Annotated in this window: 23 protein-coding genes; 16 read left to right on the top strand and 7 right to left on the bottom strand. The window is 46.6% G+C overall.

Features of this window, described 5'->3' with window-relative positions; all coding sequences use genetic code 11:
* Positions 1-49: 49 nt before the first annotated feature.
* Positions 50-904 (bottom strand): stalk domain-containing protein, encoded by an 855-nt coding sequence (locus tag NST33_RS16670; RefSeq protein ID WP_076250410.1) that lies wholly within the window; start codon positions 902-904, stop codon positions 50-52.
* Between the two features lie 170 nt (positions 905-1,074).
* On the opposite strand from NST33_RS16670, the gene rpmG reads away from it, so the two are divergent.
* The 6 genes from rpmG to NST33_RS16640 all read left to right on the top strand — a co-directional run bounded on the left by rpmG (position 1,075) and on the right by NST33_RS16640 (position 5,326).
* Positions 1,075-1,224 (top strand): 50S ribosomal protein L33, encoded by a 150-nt coding sequence (gene rpmG / locus NST33_RS16665; protein WP_036613813.1) that lies wholly within the window; start codon positions 1,075-1,077, stop codon positions 1,222-1,224.
* A gap of 49 nt (positions 1,225-1,273) precedes the next feature.
* A complete protein-coding gene (locus tag NST33_RS16660; protein ID WP_339304079.1) occupies positions 1,274-1,981 on the top strand; it encodes a metal ABC transporter ATP-binding protein in 708 nt (235 codons plus the stop codon).
* The gene (locus NST33_RS16655; protein ID WP_339304077.1) at positions 1,927-2,826 is read left to right on the top strand and encodes a metal ABC transporter permease; all 900 of its coding nucleotides are present in this window, start codon (positions 1,927-1,929) and stop codon (positions 2,824-2,826) included. Before NST33_RS16660 ends, NST33_RS16655 begins: the two co-directional genes overlap by 55 nt.
* Entirely contained in the window at positions 2,813-3,934 is a 1,122-nt protein-coding gene (locus tag NST33_RS16650) for a metal ABC transporter substrate-binding protein (protein ID WP_339304075.1), read from the top strand. The genes NST33_RS16655 and NST33_RS16650 overlap by 14 nt, the downstream gene beginning before the upstream one ends.
* Before the next feature lie 164 nt (positions 3,935-4,098).
* On the top strand, positions 4,099-4,581 hold the full coding sequence (locus tag NST33_RS16645; RefSeq protein ID WP_339304073.1) for a hypothetical protein: 483 nt from the start codon (positions 4,099-4,101) through the stop codon (positions 4,579-4,581).
* Positions 4,582-4,624: 43 nt separating this feature from the next.
* Entirely contained in the window at positions 4,625-5,326 is a 702-nt protein-coding gene (locus NST33_RS16640; RefSeq protein WP_221821507.1) for a M50 family metallopeptidase, read from the top strand.
* Positions 5,327-5,388: 62 nt separating this feature from the next.
* Here NST33_RS16640 and NST33_RS16635 read toward each other — a convergent pair whose 3' ends face one another.
* The 5 genes from NST33_RS16635 to NST33_RS16615 all read right to left on the bottom strand — a co-directional run bounded on the left by NST33_RS16635 (position 5,389) and on the right by NST33_RS16615 (position 9,332).
* The gene (locus tag NST33_RS16635) at positions 5,389-5,760 is read right to left on the bottom strand and encodes a DUF4363 family protein (protein WP_221821506.1); all 372 of its coding nucleotides are present in this window, start codon (positions 5,758-5,760) and stop codon (positions 5,389-5,391) included.
* Between the two features lie 26 nt (positions 5,761-5,786).
* Positions 5,787-6,515 carry a DUF421 domain-containing protein gene (locus NST33_RS16630; protein ID WP_221821505.1) on the bottom strand — a complete coding sequence of 243 codons (729 nt, stop codon included), beginning with the start codon at positions 6,513-6,515 and terminating at the stop codon, positions 5,787-5,789.
* A gap of 171 nt (positions 6,516-6,686) precedes the next feature.
* Positions 6,687-7,550 (bottom strand): SDR family oxidoreductase, encoded by an 864-nt coding sequence (locus NST33_RS16625; protein WP_124115137.1) that lies wholly within the window; start codon positions 7,548-7,550, stop codon positions 6,687-6,689.
* Entirely contained in the window at positions 7,547-8,614 is a 1,068-nt protein-coding gene (gene uxuA / locus NST33_RS16620) for a mannonate dehydratase (RefSeq protein ID WP_339304070.1), read from the bottom strand. The genes NST33_RS16625 and uxuA overlap by 4 nt, the downstream gene beginning before the upstream one ends.
* A gap of 40 nt (positions 8,615-8,654) precedes the next feature.
* Positions 8,655-9,332 (bottom strand): GntR family transcriptional regulator, encoded by a 678-nt coding sequence (locus NST33_RS16615; protein ID WP_339308715.1) that lies wholly within the window; start codon positions 9,330-9,332, stop codon positions 8,655-8,657.
* A 274-nt stretch (positions 9,333-9,606) separates the two neighbouring features.
* Here NST33_RS16615 and NST33_RS16610 point away from each other — a divergent pair, with 274 nt between their 5' ends.
* Entirely contained in the window at positions 9,607-9,909 is a 303-nt protein-coding gene (locus NST33_RS16610; RefSeq protein ID WP_017688208.1) for a metalloregulator ArsR/SmtB family transcription factor, read from the top strand.
* 90 nt (positions 9,910-9,999) lie between these two features.
* Positions 10,000-11,403, top strand: a complete 1,404-nt coding sequence (locus NST33_RS16605) for an aldehyde dehydrogenase (RefSeq protein WP_339304068.1) — start codon at positions 10,000-10,002, stop codon at positions 11,401-11,403.
* Positions 11,404-11,483: 80 nt separating this feature from the next.
* Here the strand turns inward: NST33_RS16605 and NST33_RS16600 are convergent, their stop codons facing one another.
* Positions 11,484-12,395, bottom strand: a complete 912-nt coding sequence (locus NST33_RS16600; RefSeq protein WP_339304066.1) for an AraC family transcriptional regulator — start codon at positions 12,393-12,395, stop codon at positions 11,484-11,486.
* A 219-nt stretch (positions 12,396-12,614) separates the two neighbouring features.
* Between NST33_RS16600 and NST33_RS16595 the strand changes: the two genes are divergently transcribed.
* From NST33_RS16595 to poxB, 8 genes are all read left to right on the top strand, one after another.
* A complete protein-coding gene (locus NST33_RS16595; RefSeq protein WP_221821500.1) occupies positions 12,615-14,804 on the top strand; it encodes a glycoside hydrolase family 52 protein in 2,190 nt (729 codons plus the stop codon).
* On the top strand, positions 14,801-16,948 hold the full coding sequence (locus tag NST33_RS16590) for an alpha-glucuronidase family glycosyl hydrolase (RefSeq protein WP_339304064.1): 2,148 nt from the start codon (positions 14,801-14,803) through the stop codon (positions 16,946-16,948). Before NST33_RS16595 ends, NST33_RS16590 begins: the two co-directional genes overlap by 4 nt.
* Positions 16,949-17,029: 81 nt before the next feature.
* A complete protein-coding gene (locus NST33_RS16585) occupies positions 17,030-18,097 on the top strand; it encodes an NAD(P)-dependent alcohol dehydrogenase (RefSeq protein WP_339304062.1) in 1,068 nt (355 codons plus the stop codon).
* A gap of 164 nt (positions 18,098-18,261) precedes the next feature.
* Complete coding sequence (locus tag NST33_RS16580; protein WP_339304060.1) at positions 18,262-18,528, top strand: HPr family phosphocarrier protein; 267 nt, start codon at positions 18,262-18,264, stop codon at positions 18,526-18,528.
* A 144-nt stretch (positions 18,529-18,672) separates the two neighbouring features.
* The gene (locus tag NST33_RS16575; RefSeq protein ID WP_036613829.1) at positions 18,673-18,924 is read left to right on the top strand and encodes a type B 50S ribosomal protein L31; all 252 of its coding nucleotides are present in this window, start codon (positions 18,673-18,675) and stop codon (positions 18,922-18,924) included.
* A gap of 150 nt (positions 18,925-19,074) precedes the next feature.
* Positions 19,075-19,380, top strand: coding sequence for a Dabb family protein (locus tag NST33_RS16570; RefSeq protein WP_339304058.1), 306 nt, complete (start codon positions 19,075-19,077; stop codon positions 19,378-19,380).
* Positions 19,381-19,529: 149 nt separating this feature from the next.
* On the top strand, positions 19,530-20,291 hold the full coding sequence (locus NST33_RS16565; RefSeq protein WP_339304056.1) for an SDR family oxidoreductase: 762 nt from the start codon (positions 19,530-19,532) through the stop codon (positions 20,289-20,291).
* A 252-nt stretch (positions 20,292-20,543) separates the two neighbouring features.
* Positions 20,544-22,271 carry a ubiquinone-dependent pyruvate dehydrogenase gene (gene poxB / locus NST33_RS16560; RefSeq protein WP_339304054.1) on the top strand — a complete coding sequence of 576 codons (1,728 nt, stop codon included), beginning with the start codon at positions 20,544-20,546 and terminating at the stop codon, positions 22,269-22,271.
* Positions 22,272-22,526 lie beyond the last annotated feature (255 nt).

Genomic DNA, 22,526 nt, shown 5'->3' with positions numbered 1-22,526 from the left:
AAGTGCAATAGTGCCCCTGAAGATCAATGATTATATTGTATTAATGACTTTAGCTAAAGTACAAATCGCCAAGATAAAAATCACCGTTGCCACTTTTTTGCGGACTAAACACAAAGGTAAGGTACACTCCATAGGAACCCGTCCATCCTTGTGGATAATAAATGGCTTTGTAACTGTGTCTTGTTTTGGTTTTATCATCCATTGCAATCACTTTAAAATCAGCTGATTTCACATTAATTAACTGATCTGCATATTTAGTCAGCGTTTTTTTATCATTTGCTGCAATGATACCTTTGACTGTAGTCTTAAATTTATCTTTCTGGGATTGCTTACCCAGATCAAAAATGTCGATCTCGGGATTTTCAATAACTTTAGCATCTATGTATTTATCAAATTCACTAGTGCTGCCTGTTTTAAGTGCTTTACCATACATTTTGATCAATGTTAAAGATTCTTTCTGCAATTTGACTATCATCTGAGCGTCAGTTCCAGTCATCTTGATTGAGCCAGAAGTGCTTGAGTTACTTGAACTACTTGGTTTACTTGAATCTTCAGAACCTTTGGTACCTGTACTGCTGTTATTACTTGAACTACTAGACTTACTGTTACCTGAATTAGTGATACTTACAACTTTGTTGCTAACATTCAGAGATACGTTGGCTCCGAGTGCTTCTGCTGTGGTATTTACAGGCAAGTATACATCACCGTCATATACCAGTGCATTCAGTTTGTCTCCAGCTTCATTCTTGGGTGTCCAAGACAGACCGTTTACTTTAAAGCTAATATTGCTGTCGAGTGCTGCTTCAATATCTTGAATTCCGTTTGAAGCTGCTACACCCAGGGCACCGAAAGCCAAACTGCATGCTACCAATGACCCAATAAAAGTTGATTTTTTGATCTTCATCTAGTTCCTCCGTAGGTAAAAGTATAATGATACCAAAGCAGTATATCATATGAAATTATATTGTGCATACAAAATTTTACTGTAACAGATATGGAGTTGACAAAAGAAAAGCTATAGACTAATATCATTAAATAGTAATCATTACGATTAAACAAGAGGAGGCAACAACCATGAGAGTCATTGTAACCTTAGCCTGCACCGAGTGCGGGGACCGCAACTACACAACAACCAAGAACAAGCGTAACCATCCAGAGCGTCTGGAGATGAAGAAGTACTCCCCTCGTTTGAAGAAGATGACGATTCACCGGGAAACACGCTAAATTTTTTTGTTCATTTTAAATCGTAATAATTACGAAAAGAGGGGGTGGCATGATACTATCTTCCATGCGTGATGTTGTATTCGGATATGGCAAAGAGCCGGTCATTGATCAACTGTCGCTGGATATCCATGTGGGAGAGTTCATAGGCATTACTGGCCCCAATGGTTCTGCCAAAACAACCCTGTTAAAGCTGCTGCTGGGGCTATTGAAGCCCTGGAGCGGCACGATACATACGAATCCGCAGTTGAAACGTGGGAACACATCCAATATCGGTTATGTGCCCCAACAGGTGGCATCGTTTAATAGTGGATTTCCCAGCACGGTGAACGAACTGGTCCGATCCGGATGTTATACCAGACTGGGACTTTTTCGCAGATTTACATCGGAACAGGATGCCATCGTTGAACGCAGTTTGCGTGAGGTTGGTATGTGGGAATATCGGAATACACGCGTCGGTGAGTTGTCCGGTGGACAGAAACAGCGGATCTGTATTGCCAGAGCTATGGCTGGGCAACCGCAGGTTCTGGTACTGGATGAGCCAACAACGGGAATGGACCGCCACAGCCGTGAAGGATTTTACAATCTGATGCGCCACTATGTTGATTCTCATGGGATAACGATTATTATGGTTACTCACGGGCTGGAAGAAATGGGAGATCGATTGGACCGTACCATTACCCTGGAGCGGCAAGAAAGTGAGGAATGGCAGTGTTTGAGTACGAGTTCATGCAACGCGCCTTCTGGGCAGGTGGACTGATTGGGGTCATAGCTCCGATCCTGGGTGTCTATCTGATGCTCAGAAGACAGGTTCTTATGGCAGACACGTTATCCCATGTCTCACTCGCAGGGGTAGCGCTAGGTTCGGTTATGAATCTTAATCCGGTCATCTGCGGGTTCGCCATTGCCATGATCGGTGCATTACTGGTTGAACAACTGCGGCGAAGTTACCGAACCTACAGCGAGGTACCTGTGGCAATCATCATGACCTCGGGGCTAGCCCTTGCGGTGGTATTGATGAGTCTGAAGACGAATCTGTCCAAAACATTCAGCTCATACTTATTTGGATCAATTGTCGCGGTTAGCGATATGCAGTTGTGGATGATGGCAGGTGTATGTGTCACGGGATTGCTTTTTTTCATCATTCTCCGAAGACCGCTCTATAGCTTTACGTTTGATGAAGAGACAGCTTCCATTGGAGGCGTTCAAGTGAAAGGATTATCGTTTGCATTTGCCATTCTGACAGGAATGACTGTAGCTTCAGCCATGCCGATCGTCGGTGTGCTACTGGTGTCTGCTCTCATCGTATTGCCCGCTGCCTTGGCACTCCGAGTATCTCGCAGTTTTACAGCAGCCATGATCGTCGCTGTAATCACGGGGGTAATCGGTATTTTTAGCGGACTGACAACATCTTATCATCTAAATACACCACCGGGAGGAACGATTGCTCTCATCCTGTTGGTCTTCCTATTGACTGGAATATCGGCGCAAAAGCTGATTGCACGATACAACCGCAAGCGTCACCGTAAAGAGAGAAATCAACAAGAACAACGAGCAACGTTAGTTATCCATTCAAGGAGGAATACATCACATGAAATTCAGTAAAAAAACAGCGCTTGGACTGTTATTCAGTCTGACACTTATCGTCGCAGGTTGCGGACAAAAATCCGCTTCCGATACCAGCGCAGCTCCGACGGGCGCTCTCGTTCCAGCCGAGACGGAAACCGCAAAATTAAACGTGCAGGTTAGCTTCTATCCCATGTATGAATTCACTAAAAATGTAGCAGGCGACCTAGCGGATGTACATACGCTTGTTCCAGCGGGTATGGAGCCTCATGATTGGGAGCCAACACCACAGGACATTGCCAGTATTGAGAAAGCGGATGTGCTTGTATACAACGGTGCGGGTATGGAATCATGGATTGATCAGGTCACCGGAAGTCTGAGTAACACTTCACTCATTCAGGTGGAAGCAAGCAAGGGCATCAACCTGCTTGAAGGTGGAGAGCATGATCACCATCATGAAGATTCAGAGGCAACAGAACATGACCACGATCATGACCATGGGATTGAAGCGACTACAGAAGAACATGATCACGACCACGATCATGCAGATGAAGCGACTACAGAAGAACACGTCCACGATCATGACGCCGAGGCAGAAGCAGGACATGATCACGATCACGGGGGACTGGATCCCCACGTATGGCTGTCACCTGCATTGGCTGTAAAAGAAGTGCGCAATATTGAAGCAGGTTTGGCGCAGGCTTCTCCAGAACACGCTGAACAGTTCAAGCAGAATGCAGATGCCTATGTTGCTCAACTGGAGTCACTGGATCAGGACTTCAAGGCGGCTGTGACGGATAGTAAACGCAAGGATTTCATCACACAACACGCTGCATTTGGTTATCTGGCACAGGAATACGGATTGCAACAGGTGCCTATCGCAGGATTGTCTCCTGAGCAGGAACCTTCGGCAGCACAGATGGCATCTGTCATTGATTTTGCAAAAGAGCATCAGGTGAAGACGATTTTCTTCGAAACACTGGTTTCATCCAAAGTGTCTGAGACGATTGCAGGTGAAGTGGGGGCCAAGACAGCTGTATTGAACCCGATTGAGGGACTTACCGAGGAAGAAATTGCGGCGGGAATGGACTACATCAGTGTGATGAGAAAGAATCTGGAGGCTCTAGAACTGGCACTGAACGAATAATTAAAGATCAGTTTGATGCCTTTCACCGAAAAAGGTACAATAATACAACATGCTGAGGAATGGAGTACCATTCCTTTGCCTTTTTGCGAAGCAGAGAGCACAGGGATGTGCTCTCTCTTTGTTGAATAAGGGACCGGATCGAGGAGAACAGGAGGACGCATTAGATGAATTTAAATGAGGAACATGAAGTGCTGTTAAGTGAACAGCCTGCCCATCTGTGGAGACGGCGTAAGCTCGAGCTGATGCAGTGGACGGAACGTGATAAACATACGGTATCCGCGAAGAAAACGGAGATTTGGAATGGCGTTGAAGTTGATGCAGAGCTTGTGAACGCATTGTCCATACTTCAGAATGCGGGCGTGAAGACTGAATTTTCATGTGCAGGGGTGAGTCCGCTTGATGAACCTGTCGATCATTCCCTCTATGCGTATGTTACCTTTGTGCAAAGTGAAGTTGCGGATCAATTCGTGAACTACGCGCTCCGTCGGATGCGGAATCGACTGCTCGTTACACTAGAGGCCGAAAAGGGCCGCTATGATCTGTCTTCTTTTTTCATTGGACACAATCGGAGCTTCTGCTGGTGGATGGAGCACTGCGCCTTACAGTTCGGAAGCCGAAACGAATCGAGTGAAAAAAGCGTAGTATAAAAGATAGACTTGTTTACTTAAAGGAAAAGGAGGTATGACACGATTGAATAAGTGGGTCAAAACGATACTTTTTCTACTAGGCTCCGTCTTTCTTACACGATTCATCCCATTCTCGTCCTTGTTCCGTAATCTGGATACGATGATTCACGAATTCGGTCATGCATTGATGACGCTGTTATTGTCCGGTAAAGTGCTGCGAATTGAATTGTACGCTGATCACAGCGGTGTAACGTATTCGTCCATGCTGACGCCAGGCAGATCAATTCTGGTTTCTCTGGCGGGATATATCAGTGCATCACTGTTTGCCTGGCTGTTGTTCTACTTATACCGCAAAGGCTTGCATATGTGGGGACTGGGGATCATGACAGCTGTAGCTCTGGTGTCACTCCTGTTATATGTAAGAGGGGAGTTCGGCATGTTATGGCTGACCGGGTTCATCGTTCTGAACGTTGTCATTATGATTTTTGGCGCCAAGATCGTGAAGTTCTATTATCTGTTACTGGCGTTTCTTACGTTAGAAGAATCTGTTGTTAGTGCTGTATACGTTGGATTGATGTCCTGGACCCAGCCTTCACGGGCAGGGGATGCAGCGAATCTCGCTCAGCAGACATTCCTTCCCGCGCTGTTCTGGGGCACGCTGTTTGCTTTGTTTGCACTGTGGTGTGCGAACAGAGCACTCACTCTCTTTTTCCGCAAAGAAGGCACTTCGCGTGCACCAAGAGCTCGCCGAGTAAGAAGAGCGTAACAGCTAGAACGCTAAAAGGCACTTCCTTTTTCGACAAAGGAGGTGCTTTTTGATGCGGCCAATCAATCCCCCAAGTTGTCCCATAACACGTAGAAGTAATAGATTTCCTCCATAATCGCCTTGTCATCCTCTGCCGCAACGCCGCCCTTAATTCGGGCGAGAGTACCCAAAATATCGTATATCGTCTCACGTTCGACACTGAATTGAATTCGGTCTACGATTCGTTCCCAAGCCTGCATCGCATAATCAATCTGTGACTTGGCTGCCGTCCACTGTTTGCCCTCCACGTGCTTTTCCAGCGTTTGCACCGATTCGAGCAAGCGATCTTCCGTACCAAAGGGCTTTTTGAGAAACGATCCGCTGGCCATGATCGCTACGAATAACAAGATCAAAAAGATCGGAAGTACATATAGCAACCAGAAACGTGTTTTCATTCAACCACCTCCCGCTATGTGAACATTTAGAATGGTCCTTCATAGTCACCCATATCTGTTTTTTCTTTAAAATGATCATCGAATAGATCAATGTACAATTTGTCATTGGGTAGAATGGCAGCAAATGCAATATCCTGAATCGTCACTTTCTGCTTCTTTAGTTGTTCGGTAAGCCACTGGATATCTTTATTTCTCTCAGACAGGTTCTGTTTGATCAGAACACCATCAATGATCAGTTCGGTCATCAGCTTGCTTTTCGGGGGATGCATATGCATATCTTTAGCCGTAAGAGGTTGATTCTCAGGTTTTAACACTACGGAGAGACTGCCATCGGGTTCCATGATTGCATAGTCAAGTGTAGTGATATCAAATACATCCTTTTGCCGTAACATTACGGTCAGTTCGTCGAATTTCACACGCATTTTATGCAGATTCTGTTCCAAAATTTTGCCGTTCTGAATGACCAGAGTAGGATCGGAATCCATCAGTTTGGAGAGGGTTCGATTTTTCATCGTCATGAACTGAAAGATGATTGTAATGACTGTGAAAATGGTCAAGGCGACAAAATGAATCCATGCTTTAGAGGATAACTCCGTCGCAAATGTTCCTGCGATGGAACCGATGGTGATCCCGTTAATGTAATCAAAATACGTCAAGTTACCCATCTGTTGTTTGCCCAGTACCCTTGTATAGATGATCAAGGTTATAAAGGCGATAATCGACCGAACGGTGACAACCCATGTTTCTTCCATCATTTATGGTTCACCTTCCTTTATTTCACTTTGCATAGTTACTATAACAAGCTTTTCCTACGCTGGATGTTCTTATGCTTGAACGCAAAAAACCGAAACCTGGGTAAGTATCCCAGGCTTCGGTCTATATAAATTCTCTATATTAGTTGAACTGATTCATTTACACGTTAATCGTTATACACCAGAATAGGCCATAAATCCGCCATCTACCGGAATGACTGTGCCAGTGACAAAGCCGGATTGTCTTTCATCCGCAAGCCACATCAATGTGCCAAGCAGGTCTTCCGGTTTGCCAAAGCGGCGCATGGGTGTATGAGCAATAATTTTACTTGAACGCTCCGTAGGTGAGCCGTCTGGTTGCAGTAATAAGTTACGGTTTTGCTCAGTCAGGAAGAACCCGGGTGCAATGGCATTGACACGAATACCGGATTCAGCCAGATGCACCGCGAGCCACTGCGTGAAGTTGTTAATGGCTGCCTTCGCAGCGCTGTACGCTGGAACTTTGGTCATGGGCGATGGGGCGCTCATGGAAGAAATATTGATGACAGTCGCCGGAACATCACGTTCAATCATATGTTTTGCAAAGATCTGAGTAGGAATGAGGGAACCGACAAAATTCAGATCCATCACTTGACGAAATCCCTCTACACTTACATCGAAAAATGTAGTGACATCGCTCTTTTCCAGATCTTCCAATCTGAAAATTTCATTTGTGGTGTTGGCACTGGCGTTATTGCCACCTGCGCCATTGATCAGAATATCACATGGTCCGAGCTGTTCCAGCACCGCATCTGCCGCTGCTTGCACACTATCAGCCTGGGTTACGTCACAGGCAATAGCAATCGCTCTGCCACCTGCAGCTTCAATCGCAGCTACAACTTCCTGCCCCTTGGACACGGTACGATTCAGGATGGCTACACTTGCGCCGTGCCGAGCGAGTTCTTCCGCCATGGAGCGGCACAGTACTCCAGCACCTCCGGTGATTACAGCTGTTCTGCCATTGAGACGAGATGAGCGTTCATATTGGTGTTCACTCATGCTTTTGCCCTCCTTTGCAGGGAATCCCAGACGCCCCAGAGATACATGATCCCCAAAGCTCGGTCATAGAGTCCATAACCAGGTCGGCACTGTTCTCCCCAGAGATGACGACCGTGGTCGGGTCTTGCATACCCTTCATAACCGATATCGTGATAAGCCTCAACTACCCCTGCAATATCAACGCTGCCATCCTGACTGCGATGTGAGGTCTCGATAAAGTCGCCGTTTTCGTAGATTTTGACATTACGAATGTGGGCAAATGGAATCCGATCCTTGAACTCGTGTATCATCCCGATAATGTCATTATCAGCATTTGCTCCCAAAGAGCCACTGCATAGTGTCACGCTGTTGTAAGGGCTATCATAAAGATTCAAATATTTCCGAACATTCTCCTGACTTGTAATAATCTTTGGTAATCCAAAGATTGGCCATGGTGGGTCATCCGGATGGATGGCCATTCGAATCCCCAGTCGTTCGGCTGTAGGCATAATCTTTTGCAGGAAATAACGTGCGTGCTCCCACATATGATCCTCGGTTACATCCTTGTAGGCTTCGAACAGACCTGTTAAATACTGCAATCGTTCCGGTTCCCAACCTGGCATGGTGAGTGCGGAGTTTTCCGTAATGCGTCGAACGAGTTCTAGAGGTTCTATATCTGCGAGTTTACTGTGCTCATAGAAGAGGGCCGTTGAGCCATCCTCCATTTCCTTGTGCATATCCGTGCGAAGCCAGTCGAAGATCGGCATAAAGTTGTAACAGATGACCTTCACATCAACTTGAGCCAGTTTCTCCATCGTTTTAATATAATTTGCGATATATTTATCCCTTGATGGCAGGCCTAACTTGATATCCTCATGGATGTTCACACTCTCAACGACATCCAGATGTAACCCGGCCTTGTCCGCTGCTGTCTTGACAGCGAGTATTTTGTCCATCGGCCATTCCTCGCCAGCAGGGACATCGTGCAGTGCCCACACAATACCTTCAACACCCGGAATCTGCCGGATATGATCCAGCGTTACCGTATCATTGCCTTCGCCGAACCAGCGAAAAACCATTCTCATCACGTTCACCTCATCATGAATAGTAGGAAGAAAAATTCAGTCATTGAAAATAGGACGGATATGTATCCTGCAGGACAGCCAAATCGGTGACAGTTAAATGCAAATGTTCCTGCATCAGTCGCTCTGCTGTGTCGGCATCATGCTGCTGAATGGCCTTGACCATAGACCGGTGCTGTTCAATCAGGTGATCCCACTGGTGGTCCGAGGACAGGCGTAACATGCGACTTCGATTCAAATGTACATTCATCTGCTGGATAACAGTCCAGGTGTTTCTTTTGTTGCAGCCTGCAAAAAGAGTGCTATGGAATTCCTCATCCAATTGAAACATTCGTTCATCATCCGGTTTGACCCTGCATTCCTGTTGCCACGCAAGGTTCTGTTCAAGAGCTACCATCTGTTCGTTCGGAAAGTTCTCGCAGGCGAGCCTGATTACGGCTCGTTCGAGCTGTTCACGCATGAACCGAGCTTCCTCAACGAGGTCGACCTGAATCAGAGAGACGTATGTGCCACGCTGTGGGTACACTTCCAGCAGACCTTCCTGAGCAAGCCTTACAAAACTTTCTCGAACAGGTGTCCGGCTTACCTGGAACTCCAGCGAAATTTCCTTCTCAGAAATAGCTGTTCCCGGAGGCATTTTCAAACTCAAAATGAGTTGTTTCAGCGTGAAGTAAACGACATCTCGCGTTGAGTAAGATTGCTTATTATTCATGGAAGACATATTGCTCGCAACAGGCAACAAACCGGCTTTGGATGATAACTTTGGGGTATATTCCACAACTTCAACTCCTTCAATGCCATACTACCATACTTGTATGGTAGTATGGAAGCGCTTTAACAACATTATATTAAATTTAGCTGATGGTTCACTTGCAGTTCAAGTGAATAAAGAGTACAATTCAGTCGTTAGGTTCGAATGTTTAAACTAACAAACATCAAACTGAGAAATATACGTAGAAGAAATAATGAAGAAGAAATAGTATAGAGGTGCAACCATGGGACAAAAAGCAATTAGCGTTTTTCAAACCTGTATTCCGTTATTTCAGGTGTTAAGTGACAACCATCGTCAATCCATTTTGCTGACACTTACCGAGAAGGGCAGAATGACGGTGAATGAAATTACTGAACAATCCAGCCTATCCCGGCCAGCCATATCTCATCATCTCAAGCTGTTGTTAGAGAAGGGACTTATATCTGTGGAACAGAAAGGCACACAGCGCTATTATTCGGCTTCATTGAATGCATCGGTGGAACTGTTGAAGGAACTGGTAGCTGCTCTGGAAGAAGAGTGTCTGTAGATTAATAGTAATAAAACATGCTTTTGCATGTGCCTTATAGGTTCGTAAGTTTAAACGCTTGATCAATAATAAATAGAGGGGTGTGTATATATGACAACGACTATACAGGAAGTAACCAGTCAGGAAGTTGAACAGATCTTGGAGCAGCAACGACAGTTCTTTCGTTCCGGGGCCACACGATCTGCAGAAGCTCGAATTGCACGTCTGACCCAACTCAAGCAGGCCATCCAAAAGTACGAATCCAGACTGACAGGAGCTCTCTATCAGGATTTGGGCAAAAGTGAGTTCGAATCCTACACAACCGAGATCGGATTCATGATGGATAGCATCACACACACCATTCGTAAAGTGAATAAATGGGTGAAACCCGTTAAAGTGAAAACGCAAATGGCGCTCCTGGGTTCGAAAAGTTATATCATACCAGAACCCTACGGGGCGGTTCTGATAATCGGACCGTTTAATTATCCTTTTCAACTCTTAATCGAACCATTGGTAGGTGCTATTGCAGCAGGTAACACAGCGGTGCTCAAAGCGTCAGAGAATACACCTGCGGTGTCCGCTGTTGTACGTGAAATGATTGCGAGCGTGTTCGAACCGGCATACGTACAAGTGCTCGATGGTGCAAAAGATACAACGACAGCACTGATTAACGCGCCATTCGACTATATCTTTTTTACAGGCAGTGTGCCGGTAGGCAAAATTGTGATGGAGGCAGCTGCCAAAAATCTCGTTCCCGTTACGTTAGAACTGGGAGGCAAAAGTCCTGTTATCGTTGATGAACAGGCGGATATCAAAGTAGCAGCTGAGCGCATTATTTGGGGCAAACTGCTCAATACGGGACAGACCTGTATCGCACCCGATTATTTACTTGTGCATGAGCGTGTGAAGGAACCGTTAATTACAGAGATGAAAGCAGCGATCTTGTCTTTCTTTGACTCGGATATCCAGCACAACAAGGACTATGGGCGAATCGTGAACAAGGGACATTTTAAACGTCTGACGACTCTGATCGAAAGAGATCAGGCCAAAGTGATATATGGAGGAGCTTCGGATGAGGAAGATCGCTTTATTGAACCTACGCTGATTGATGCGGAATCCTGGGATGCAGCGACGATGGAAGATGAGATTTTTGGACCGATTCTGCCGATCATTAGCTATCGTAACCTGGATGAAGCCATTGTAGAAATCATAAAGCGGCCGAAACCACTCGCCTTGTATCTGTTTACTTCCGACACCCGGGTTCAGGACAAAGTGCTGCGCGAAGTTTCTTTTGGGGGCGGCTGCATTAACGATACCATCACGCACGTAGCGAATCCGCGTCTGCCATTTGGCGGTGTTGGTCATTCTGGTGTTGGCTCGTATCACGGGCAGTACAGCTTCGAAACCTTCTCTCATCTCAAAAGTGTACTGAAAAAAAGCACCAAATTGAATCTGCCGATTCTGTATCCACCGTATGATAACAAGCTGAAGCTGATTAAGCGTCTGTTGAAATAACACTTCATATAAATATAGAGAACATCTTGAATCGAATCATGCAAAGAGTTGAATCAAGCCCAACAGCCTGCTACTGGACCTTATTCCAGAGCAGGCTTTTCCTGTCGGTAACGGGATGGTGACATGCCGGACCAGCGCTTGAATTGACGACTGAAATGGGCGATATCCTTATAACCAAGCATGACGGCAATATTCTGAACGGACAGCTTCGGATTGCCCAGTAGAAGCTTTGCTTCATGCAAAACCAACTGGGACAATACAGCACGTGGAGACTGACCGAACACCTGCTTGAACACACGATTACAGTGAGAAGAACTGATACCCAGCTCTGCTGCGACATCATCAATGCCATAGTGACCGTTTGACTCGTGTCCCTGTTTGAATTGCTGACTCATCAGGCCTTGCAATCGATTACGAATCTGGTGGGCGAGTTCGATCTTCTCGTGTCCGTCGGTAAACCATTGCGCTGCCTCTTGCGAGACCGCCTCCCACAGATGGCCAAATAGTTCAAATACCGCAGATTGCAGCTGCATACGCTGTACCATCGTATTTGCAGTTTCATCATCCGCAGATGACATCAATTTGCGCAAAACAGGCTCGATCTGCTGCGTAACCGGACTATCTGCACTGAATCGTACTTGTTTGATGCGCGCCAGCAACGATAGGAACAACTGATCATCAATGTCAAAATGCATGCAAAAATACGTGAATCCCTTGCCGTTATGGCTCTGGCTGGAATGAATGCTTCCCGGAGGAATCAGGAGCAGTTCGCCCGCCTTTTGAATGTATAGGGTGCCATTCACCATCATGCGTTGCTCGCCTTCCGTGACATAATTCAATTCATATTGAGGGTGCTCATGCGCCGGGTAATCCCAGTCCATACCCACACTTCGTAAATGAATGGCGAACAGATTGACCGTTGTTTGCACATCTGGATAAAAAACTTCATGGACACTTTCTCCCAAAGTAGGAGGCAAATACGTTGAAGACATGGAAGATCCCCCTTTATAGAGGTTGTTCAAAAAATGCGATTTTGAACATGCACTTATATCAAATGGAATGGTTTTGTGTAACCGCTTTAATCCATTATAGTCTATCAGCTTGATTTGGGTAAATATCCGATTGATTTGATCATGGTCTGAGGTGGAACCACGTGTTAGGATGGGGCTAATGAAAACGCATGCAAACCATTCTGAGAGGGGTTATGATTCATGAATACATCCAAATCCATCTTTTATAATGCACATCACGCGCCGATTGGTGCTTTTGCGAGTTTTACACTGGGTTACAAAGGAGCCAAAGGCGGGCTGGGTCTTGAACTCGGCAAGCCGGCAGACCAGAATGTATATATTGGATTACAATCTCGCGATGGCGACCATTATCAGGCACTTCCTTTTTATGAAGCTTCCGAGGATGAGAGCAGCCGCTATGATGTAGAGAAGTTGGAGAATGGGGACCCGGCGTCGACAAACACGACCCAAGTTCCACAACCTCTTATTACGGCTTTTCGCGATGAAGAGATTACCCGTGAATTTACCTCAGGTACGGATACGTGGACTGCTGGAGATCTGACGTTCCGTATCTACTCGCCTGTACGTCCGGTGCCTGATCCAACGAATGGGGATCGTGAAGAATTAATGGATGCGCTCGTACCTGCCGTATTGGTTGAGATGACGATTGACAATACGGCAGGTCAACAACCCCGCAAAGCCTACTTTGGCTATCAGGGCAATGATCCGTACTCTGCGATGCGTCTGATTGGTGGACCTGAAGGTGGCTCCATCACAGGTGTGGGACAAGGTCGACTTACAGCGATTATGTCAGCAGATGACGGACTTTGGCCCGCACGCGGATTTACGCTGGAGAAACTGTTGCAGGAGAAACATCGGGAGAATCTGGCATTTGGACTTGGCTCAACCGCTGCACTACTGATGGAGGTGCCGGATGGAGAGAAACGTACGTTTCAATTCGCAGTATGTTTCTATCGCGGGGGTATTGTGACGACTGGAATGGACACAACGTATTGGTATACGCGGTACTTCTCCGATATTCAGGCAGCAGGAGAGTATGCACTACAACGTTTCAGTGAGTTGACCGCATCCTGTGGAGAGGTTAAACAGCGCCTTGGGTCGGCTGCTTTGAGCGAAGATCAATCATTCATGCTTTCTCATTCCATTCACAGCTATTATGCCAGTACTCAATTGCTGGATGCCGATGGTGAGCCACTCTGGGTGGTGAACGAAGGGGAGTATCGGATGATGAACACACTTGATCTGACGGCTGATCAGTTGTACTTCGAGCTTGCCTTGAATCCATGGACGGTGCGTAATGAGCTGGAGTGGTTTGTGAAACGTTACAGTTATACCGATCAGGTTCGTTTCCCGGGGGAAGAGAAGTTATATCCGGGCGGAATCACCTTTACCCATGATATTGGTGTTGCCAATGTGTTCTCACGCCCTGGACACTCGGCATATGAGCTGGTTGGCATTGACGACTGCTTCTCACAGATGAGCCACGAGGAACTGGTGAACTGGCTCTGCTGCGCGACAGTATACATTGAACAGACACAGGATCAAGCTTTTGTGAAAAACATGTTGCCTGTTATCCAGAATTGCTTCGAAAGCATGCTTAATCGTGACCATCCCGACGCTGAGCAGCGTAACGGTTTGATGGGTCTCGATAGCAGCCGTACCCAAGGTGGAGCGGAGATTACAACCTACGACAGCCTGGATGTGTCACTTGGACAGTCTCGCAATAATATCTATCTGGCGGGTAAATGTTGGGCGGTCTATGTCGCATTGGAGAAGCTGTTCGCAACTGAGAAGTTGGCTGATCTGTCCCATCAAGCAGGGCTTCAAGCGGATCGCTGCGCTGCCAGTATTGCTGCACAGTTGACAGATGGCGGCTTCATTCCTGCTGTTATTGCAGAAAATAATGATTCTCGAATCATTCCGGCGATTGAAGGTCTGGTGTTCCCATACTTTACAGGCTGTGAAGCAGCACTGGATGTCAATGGTCGTTTTGGACCTTATCTGAAAGCACTCCAAACTCATCTGGAGACGGTTCTTGTACCGGGAACATGTCTGTTCGAAGATGGAGGCTGGAAACTGTCCTCAACAAGCAATAACTCGTGGCTGAGCAAAATCTATTTGTCCCAGTTTATCGCTAGAGAGCTGCTGGGTGTGGAATGGAATGAGACAGGCAAGGCAGCAGACGCGGCTCATGTCAACTGGCTGCTGCATCCGGAGGAATCCTACTGGTGCTGGAGTGACCAGATCCTGTCTGGTGTGGCGGTTGGCAGCAAGTACTATCCGCGTGGTGTAACGTCGATTCTATGGCTACTCGAAGGAAAAGGGAATCACCTTGGGCAGATCTATGCCAGCAAGGAGGCGGTACAATGAGCCAATCCGTCATTCAATCTGCTTTGTCGGGTCCACAGTACGATGCGTGGCTGGGGTATCACTCTGAATTGCCAAGAGCGAATGAGTTTAACCAAAAGACGGCTCCTGCATGGAGCAAACTGATACTGGCGGAAGAGAACCATGGAGTGATCACAACAGCTCTGACCGAACTTTCACGGGGACTGGAGAGGTTATATGGCGTGAAACCGTCGGTCAGCCATCTGTCGGATGCTCAGGAAAGTGAACGGGACAATCATGCCTCCGCTCCCGCAATACAAATCGGCACTTGGACAGGGAGCGATTCCGTGGCTGGGTCGTTCAGTGAGACAGAGCGTTCAACTGTTCAAGGGGAAGGGTACATCATTCGTGAGAACGAGACAGAAGGTGTGCTGGTCATTGGATCAGAGACCCCCCAAGGCGTACTGTATGGTGCATTCCATCTGCTTCGTGAGCTGACAATGGATCAAGGAAGAGCCCATGAGGCGGATGGCGCTGTGAATAAGTGGAGCTTCATTAGAGAGCAGCCAACCAATGCGCTACGGATGATTAATCAGTGGGATAACGTGGACGGCAGCATTGAGCGTGGTTACGCAGGAGAATCCATTTTCTATGATAACGGGGAATTCACGCTGGACTTGGGACGCATCCGGGATTACGCACGTTTGCTCGCTTCCACGGGAATCAATGCCATATCGATCAACAACGTCAATGTACACCGCCGTGAGAGTCTGTTTCTGACGGAACGTTATCTTAGTGATGTGGCGAAGGTTGCCGCTGAATTCAGAGCGTATGGCATTCGATTGTTCCTAAGCGCCAACTACGCGAGTCCAATTGAGATTGGTGGATTGCGTACGGCTGATCCGCTGGATGCGCAGGTACGGGAATGGTGGAACATTCAAACGGCCAAGGTGTACGCAGCGATTCCGGATTTTGGTGGTTACCTGATCAAGGCAGACTCCGAGAATCGTCCGGGACCGTTCACGTATAACCGTGATCATGCCGATGGTGCGAACATGTTGGCTGAAGCCCTTCGGCCATTCGGTGGATTGGTCATCTGGCGTTGCTTTGTCTATAACTGCAAGCAGGACTGGCGGGATCGTTCCACAGACCGTGCGCGGGCAGCCTATGACCACTTTACGCCGCTGGACGGGCGTTTTGCCGAAAATGTCATTTTGCAGATCAAAAACGGGCCGATGGACTTTCAGGTGAGAGAGGCGGTATCCCCGTTGTTCGGCGCCATGGAAAATACAAATCAGGTGATTGAATTTCAGATTACACAGGAGTATACCGGGCAACAACGTCATCTCTGTTATCTGGTTCCCCAGTGGAAAGAAGTATTGGACTTTGACACATATGCCAAAGGTGAAGGTTCAGAGATCAAGCGAATTGCGGACGGTTCTCTGTATAAACGACCATACAGTGGCTTCGCTGCAGTATCCAATATTGGTGCAGGTGCCTGTTGGACAGGACATCCACTCGCGCAGGCGAATCTATATGGATATGGAAGACTTGCGTGGAACCCGGAGCTGTCCGCGGAAGAAATTGCTGATGAGTGGGTGAGACTCACATTTGGACATGAAGAAGAAGTTGTGCGGCAGGTTACCGGCATGCTTTTGACTTCACTAGATATCTATGAGAATTATACGGCGCCTCTCGGCGTGGGTTGGATGGTTAATCCGGAACATCATTACGGACCGAATGTAGATGGATACGAGTATTCCAAATGGGGAACGTATCACTTTGCCGATTGTCATGGCATTGGTGTAGATCGAACCGTGAAGAGCGGTACAGGATACACTTCACAGTATCACCCTGAGAATGCTGATCGTTATGAGTCCGTAGAGACCTGTCCGGATGAGCTGATCTTATTTTTCCATCATGTGCCGTACACCCATGTTCTGCATTCGGGTAAAACGGTCATTCAGCATATTTATGATACACACTTTGAAGGTGTTGCGCAGGCGGAGGCGTTAGCCGAGACATGGAGAGGGTTAGAGGGCAAAATCGACCCGGTTATTTTCAGTAAAGTTGCTTCATTACAGGACAACCAGGCCGAACATGCCAAGGAATGGCGGGACATGATCAATACGTACTTCTATCGCAAGAGCGGCATGGCGGATGAACAGGGTCGAACTATCTATTGATTGGTGATATGAAGAAAGAAGATACCTTGTTTTCTTTGATGTACAATAGACAGCATGGACATACATGAGGAGGAGAACCGTATGGGACAACATCAACTGCCCGAGAACATGAAGGCCGCTGTCATGACAGAGCCAGGACACATTATTATTGAGGAACAACCCGTCCCGCAACCGGCAGCGGATGAGGTGTTAATCCAGGTGATGGCTGTCGGGGTATGTGGCTCGGATGTGCATTATTTTGAACATGGACGCATTGGCAGATTTGTGGTGGAGAAACCGATCATTCTGGGTCATGAGTGTGCGGGGTTCATTGCTGCTGTTGGCTCGAACGTATCACGTCTAAAAACAGGGGATCGAGTTGCTATTGAGCCTGGAGTGACTTGCGGACGTTGCACGGCATGTAAGGAAGGTCGCTATAACCTGTGTCCGGATGTACAATTTCTGGCGACCCCTCCGGTGGATGGGGCATTTGTACAATACATGGTGATTCGTGAGGATATGGTATTCCCGATCCCGGATCATCTGTCTTATGAGGAAGCAGCTATGAACGAGCCATTCTCTGTTGGTATTCACGCTGCAAGCCGCAGCAAACTGGCTCCGGGTACAACCCTGGCGATTATGGGCATGGGTCCCGTTGGACTCATGGCCGTGGCTGCTGCCAAATCTTTCGGTGTAGAGAAGATCATAGTAACGGATCTGGAGGAAGTTAGGCTGGAAGCAGCTCGCCGCATGGGTGCTACACATACCATTAATGTGCGGAATGAAGATGCGCTGGCTGTGATTCGCGAGTTAACAGGTGGCGTGGGTGTTGATACCGCATGGGAAACAGCGGGGAATCCAAAGGCGCTACAATCTGCTCTGTATTCACTTCGACGTGGAGGCAAACTTGCGATTGTGGGCCTGCCTGCACAGGACGAGATCGCACTCAATGTTCCCTTTATTGCGGACAATGAAGTTGATATCTATGGCATATTCCGTTATGCCAATACGTATCCGGCAGGAATTGAATTTCTGAGCTCCGGCCAGCATGACGTGATGTCCCTGATTACAGATCGTTATTCACTGGAAGAGACACAGCAAGCGATGGAGCGCGCATTACACAATAAAAGCGGCAGTCTGAAGGTCATGGTATATCCGAACGGTATGTAAGAACAACCTGGAAGAGCCCTGTGGTATAGGGCTCTTTTTTTGTTTTTTTTGCAAAAAATATGGGTCAAGCTCCCATAACATGGTATAATTCATGAAGATTTTAATATATAAATGGATACACACCATATTGGTGAATAAGTACTTAGCGAAAGGAACTGAAGGTTGTGAGAGTACATGAATTTATGATACACGCTGATTTTCATCGGGATGATCTGATGTCGGTATCTTCTCAAGCGTCGTGTTTTTCCTCGGATATTATTTTGTCGTATATGGAGTCTGAGCATGAGCATCGTGTAGATGTCAAAAGCCTGCTTGGAATGGCGTTACTACCCATTCGATATGGTAGTGTTGTCAGATTACAGACAAGGGGCAGGGATGAACTTGAGGCTTTGGAGTACATGTTGAATGTACTGGAGAAAGGGACGGCGTGACACCTGATTAGGTGCAAAATCACAGATATCATATTTTTTTTAGCTATTCCTCAAAACCTGCTGGTACTTTGTCCAAAAAAAGAGTATAATAAAATGTAGTTTGATTCTAAAGAAGTACCCATATTAAAGGAGTGTAAATAGATTATGCCAAAAGTTGACATCCATCCAAAGACACAACTCGTAATTTTTTACGATGCAAGTGCTGATTTCAAATTCCTGAGTTCTTCCACGAAGTTCTCTAACGAAACTATGGAATGGGAAGACGGTAACTCTTACCCAGTAATCCGTGTGGACACTAGTTCCGCATCCCACCCGTTCTTCACTGGTAAACAAAGAAACGTGGATATCGGTGGCCGTGTTGATAAATTTAACCGTAAATACAACATCACCAAATAAGTTTGTCCATACATTACAAAAAAACCTCGGGATTTGTCCTGAGGTTTTTTTGTGTACATTAAAAATTAATTCAACCAATTATTGCGCTTACAACACATTCGGATGTACACTAGGAAACAGAGCACGAACATATTGGAGGAGGAAATAGAGATGAGCAGCATCACACATATGGTAACGTTTACACTTTACGCGGGTAAAGATACACCGGAGGCCGAAGCCTTTTTGAAGGAAAGTTCGGATGCACTGGCTGTCCTTCCTGGCGTAGAGCAGTTTCAGGTTCTGAGACAGGTAAGTGAGAAGAATGAGTTTGACTACAGCTTCTCGATGGTCTTTGCAGATCAGGCTGCGTATGATGCCTATAACAATCACCCGGTTCACCGTCAATATGTAGAAGAGCGTTGGGAAAAGGAAGTCAGCCGCTTCCAGGAAATTGATCTTATTCAACATCATAATTAATAGTCTCCTCATATAGGAAAAAGTTGAACTACCATATACAGCATTGAACAATGCTGTATATCTCTCTGAATGATGCGTAATTGTGAGAGATAATAAACATATTTACGAAATCGTTTTCGGAAAATTAATTCAAGGAGGTTTTCGCTGTTATGCAATTGGATCTCTCAGGAAAAACGGCTCTGGTTACAGGAGCAACCGGACAATTGGGGAGAGTCATCGCCCGCACGTTGGCAGCCTGTGGCGCCAATCTGGCTCTACATTACATAAATAATGATACCAAGGCTCGGGAGCTTCAAGGTGAGATTGAAGCACTCGGTCGTAAGGCTGTAATTGTACAGGGGGATATTACAAAGCAGGATACGGCATTGCGGATGTGTGATGAAATTCAGCCTGTCCTCGGCGGAGTGGATATTGTTGTTGCCAATGCGGTCATTCAATATGAATGGACAACGGTGTTGGAACAGTCTCCTGAAGATTACTTGAGCCAGTTCGAATCCTGTGTCATGCAGAGTGTCTATCTTGCCAAAGCTTTCATTCCACATATGCAAGATATCAGAGCTGGTCGGTTCATTGGTATTAATACGGAATGTGCAATGCAAAATTTCGCTCACCAATCGGCCTACACCGCTGGTAAGCGTGGAATGGACGGTGTATATCGCGTACTTGCCAAGGAGGTTGGCGAGTATCAGATTACCGTAAACCAGGTTGCACCTGGATGGACAATTAGTGAACGTGATCGTTCCAGTGAGCCTGGACATGATGAGGCATATACGCGTACTGTGCCGCTGAAGCGCAGGGGTGAAGATCAGGAAATCGCCAATGCAGTAGCTTTTCTCGCTTCGGATTTGTCTTCATTTATCACTGGTGCCTATATCCCGGTAAGTGGTGGCAATGTGATGCCTGCTATCTAGTGTCTGATTTGGATTAGGAGTTCACATGAAAATGAATAAACTGAGTGTAACCGTAATCCGTTTGTCATTCGACAAGCGGATTTTTTGCATTTTGCTAACGATGAAATAACGGTTCAAGGGGCGGTTTTTGTTTCATATATCCAGATATACATATGAGTTGGTTCGGTTTTCGGAAGATTGGGGTATAAGAATAGGTATATTATCCGAGTGGAAACATAATCAAAATGAGCAATTAAAGGAGACCCATCACTTATGAAAAAAACAGTCGCGGACGTTCTGGTTGAATCCTTATTGAACGCTGGCATCAAACGCATATATGGCATTGTTGGAGACTCCTTGAATGCGGTACTCGACTCCATTCGTCGTTCGGGCAAGATCGAATGGATTCATGTACGTCATGAAGAAGTAGCTGCATTTGCTGCTGGGGCGGACGCTCAGGTCAGTGGAAGTATCGCTGTCTGCGCAGGTAGCAGTGGTCCTGGTAATATGCATCTGATTAATGGTCTGTACGACTGTCACCGCAATCGTGTTCCTGTACTCGCTATCGCTGCACATATCCCAAGTGACGAGATTGGCAGTGAATATTTTCAGGCGACTCATCCGGAGTATCTGTTCCAGGAATGTAGCGATTATTGTGAAGTCATTACAACAGCAAAACAGATGCCGCGTTCTCTGACGATGGCCATTCAGACAGCAGTTGCACGTTCAGGTGTGTCCGTCGTTGTATTGCCGGGGGATGTAGCAGGACTTGAAGCAGCCGATTTGCCTGTGCCTGAGCATGTGTATCATGCGACCAATCCCGTGGTACATCCTTCTGAGCCTGAACTCGTGAAACTGGCGGAGTATCTGAATCAAGGCAAGAAAATTACGTTATTGTGCGGTGCAGGCTGCGCGGGCGCTCGGGAACCCCTTATGCAGCTCTGTGATCGCTTGAAATCCCCGATGGTTATTGCGCTACGAGGCAAGGAATATTTGGAGTATGACAACCCCTATTCCGTGGGTCTTACGGGTCTAATTGGGTATTCATCCGGTTATCATGCCATGATGGACTGTGATGTATTATTAATGCTGGGAACGGATTTCCCATATCGTCAATTCTATCCCGAAGATGCGAAAGTCCTTCAGGTCGACATTCAATCTTCCCATTTGGGTCGGCGTACGAAGCTGGATTACGGCGTATGTGGGGATGTGAAAGCGACCATTGAAACTTTGCTTCCTTATCTGACAGAAGAACATAGTGACAAACATCTGCGTAAAAGTGTGGATCGTTATGTGAAAGTACGCAAAGATCTGGACGAGCTGGCCGTTGGAAAACCGGGTAAAAAGCCCATCCATCCGCAGTACCTGACCAAGGTCATTAGTGATGTCGCAGCTGAAAATGCCATCTTCACCTGTGATGTCGGAACTCCGACAGTATGGGCGGCCCGTTATATCGAGATGTCTCGTAATCGCAGGTTGCTTGGTTCATTCAGTCATGGTACGATGGCAAACGCTTTGCCTCAGGCCATTGGCGCTCAGGTCGCTGATCCGGGCAGACAAGTCATCTCTTTGTCGGGTGATGGTGGTATTACGATGCTGATGGGTGATCTGTTGACATTGAAACAGCATAATCTGCCGATCAAAGTTGTGGTGTTTAATAATGGAGCGCTCGGTTTTGTTGAGTTGGAGATGAAAGCTGCCGGATTCCTGGAATCTGGAACAGAGCTTGTAAATCCCAACTTTGCGATGGTTGCTCAAGCCATGGGCATGGAAGGTATTCGGGTTGAGGATCCGGATGAACTGGAAGGAGCTGTACAGCGTGCGCTTCAGCATGATGGTCCTGTGTTGATTGACGTGGTGGTGAATCGTCAGGAATTGTCCTTACCTCCGAAGATTGATATCAAACAGGCGGAAGGATTCACCTTATGGATGATGAAAGCCGTGCTCAATGGACGCGGGGACGAAATTATTGAATTGGCAAAAACTAATTTGCTGCGTTGAAGTGTTTTGATAAGCAGATATGCACCATTTGAAGTGAAGAGATACCGACTTGAAAAATATTGTATACGTAAAAGAGGAGCATGCAACAAGACGTTATAGTTGTGTGCTCCTTCAATAAAAATGCTGAAAATGTGACAGGTGATATAGTATGAATACATATTATATCATTTGTTTTTATGTCGAAAGTCTATTAGAATAGGTAAAGTCAGGAAGGTTTTATGCCATTTTTGACCTACATATTGCATCATTACATGT

This window comes from Paenibacillus sp. FSL L8-0435 (assembly GCF_037965655.1).
Classification (GTDB): Bacteria; Bacillota; Bacilli; order Paenibacillales; family Paenibacillaceae; genus Paenibacillus.
The sequence above is the reverse complement of the archived record's forward strand: the minus strand, read 5'-3'. Positions and strand labels throughout refer to the sequence as shown.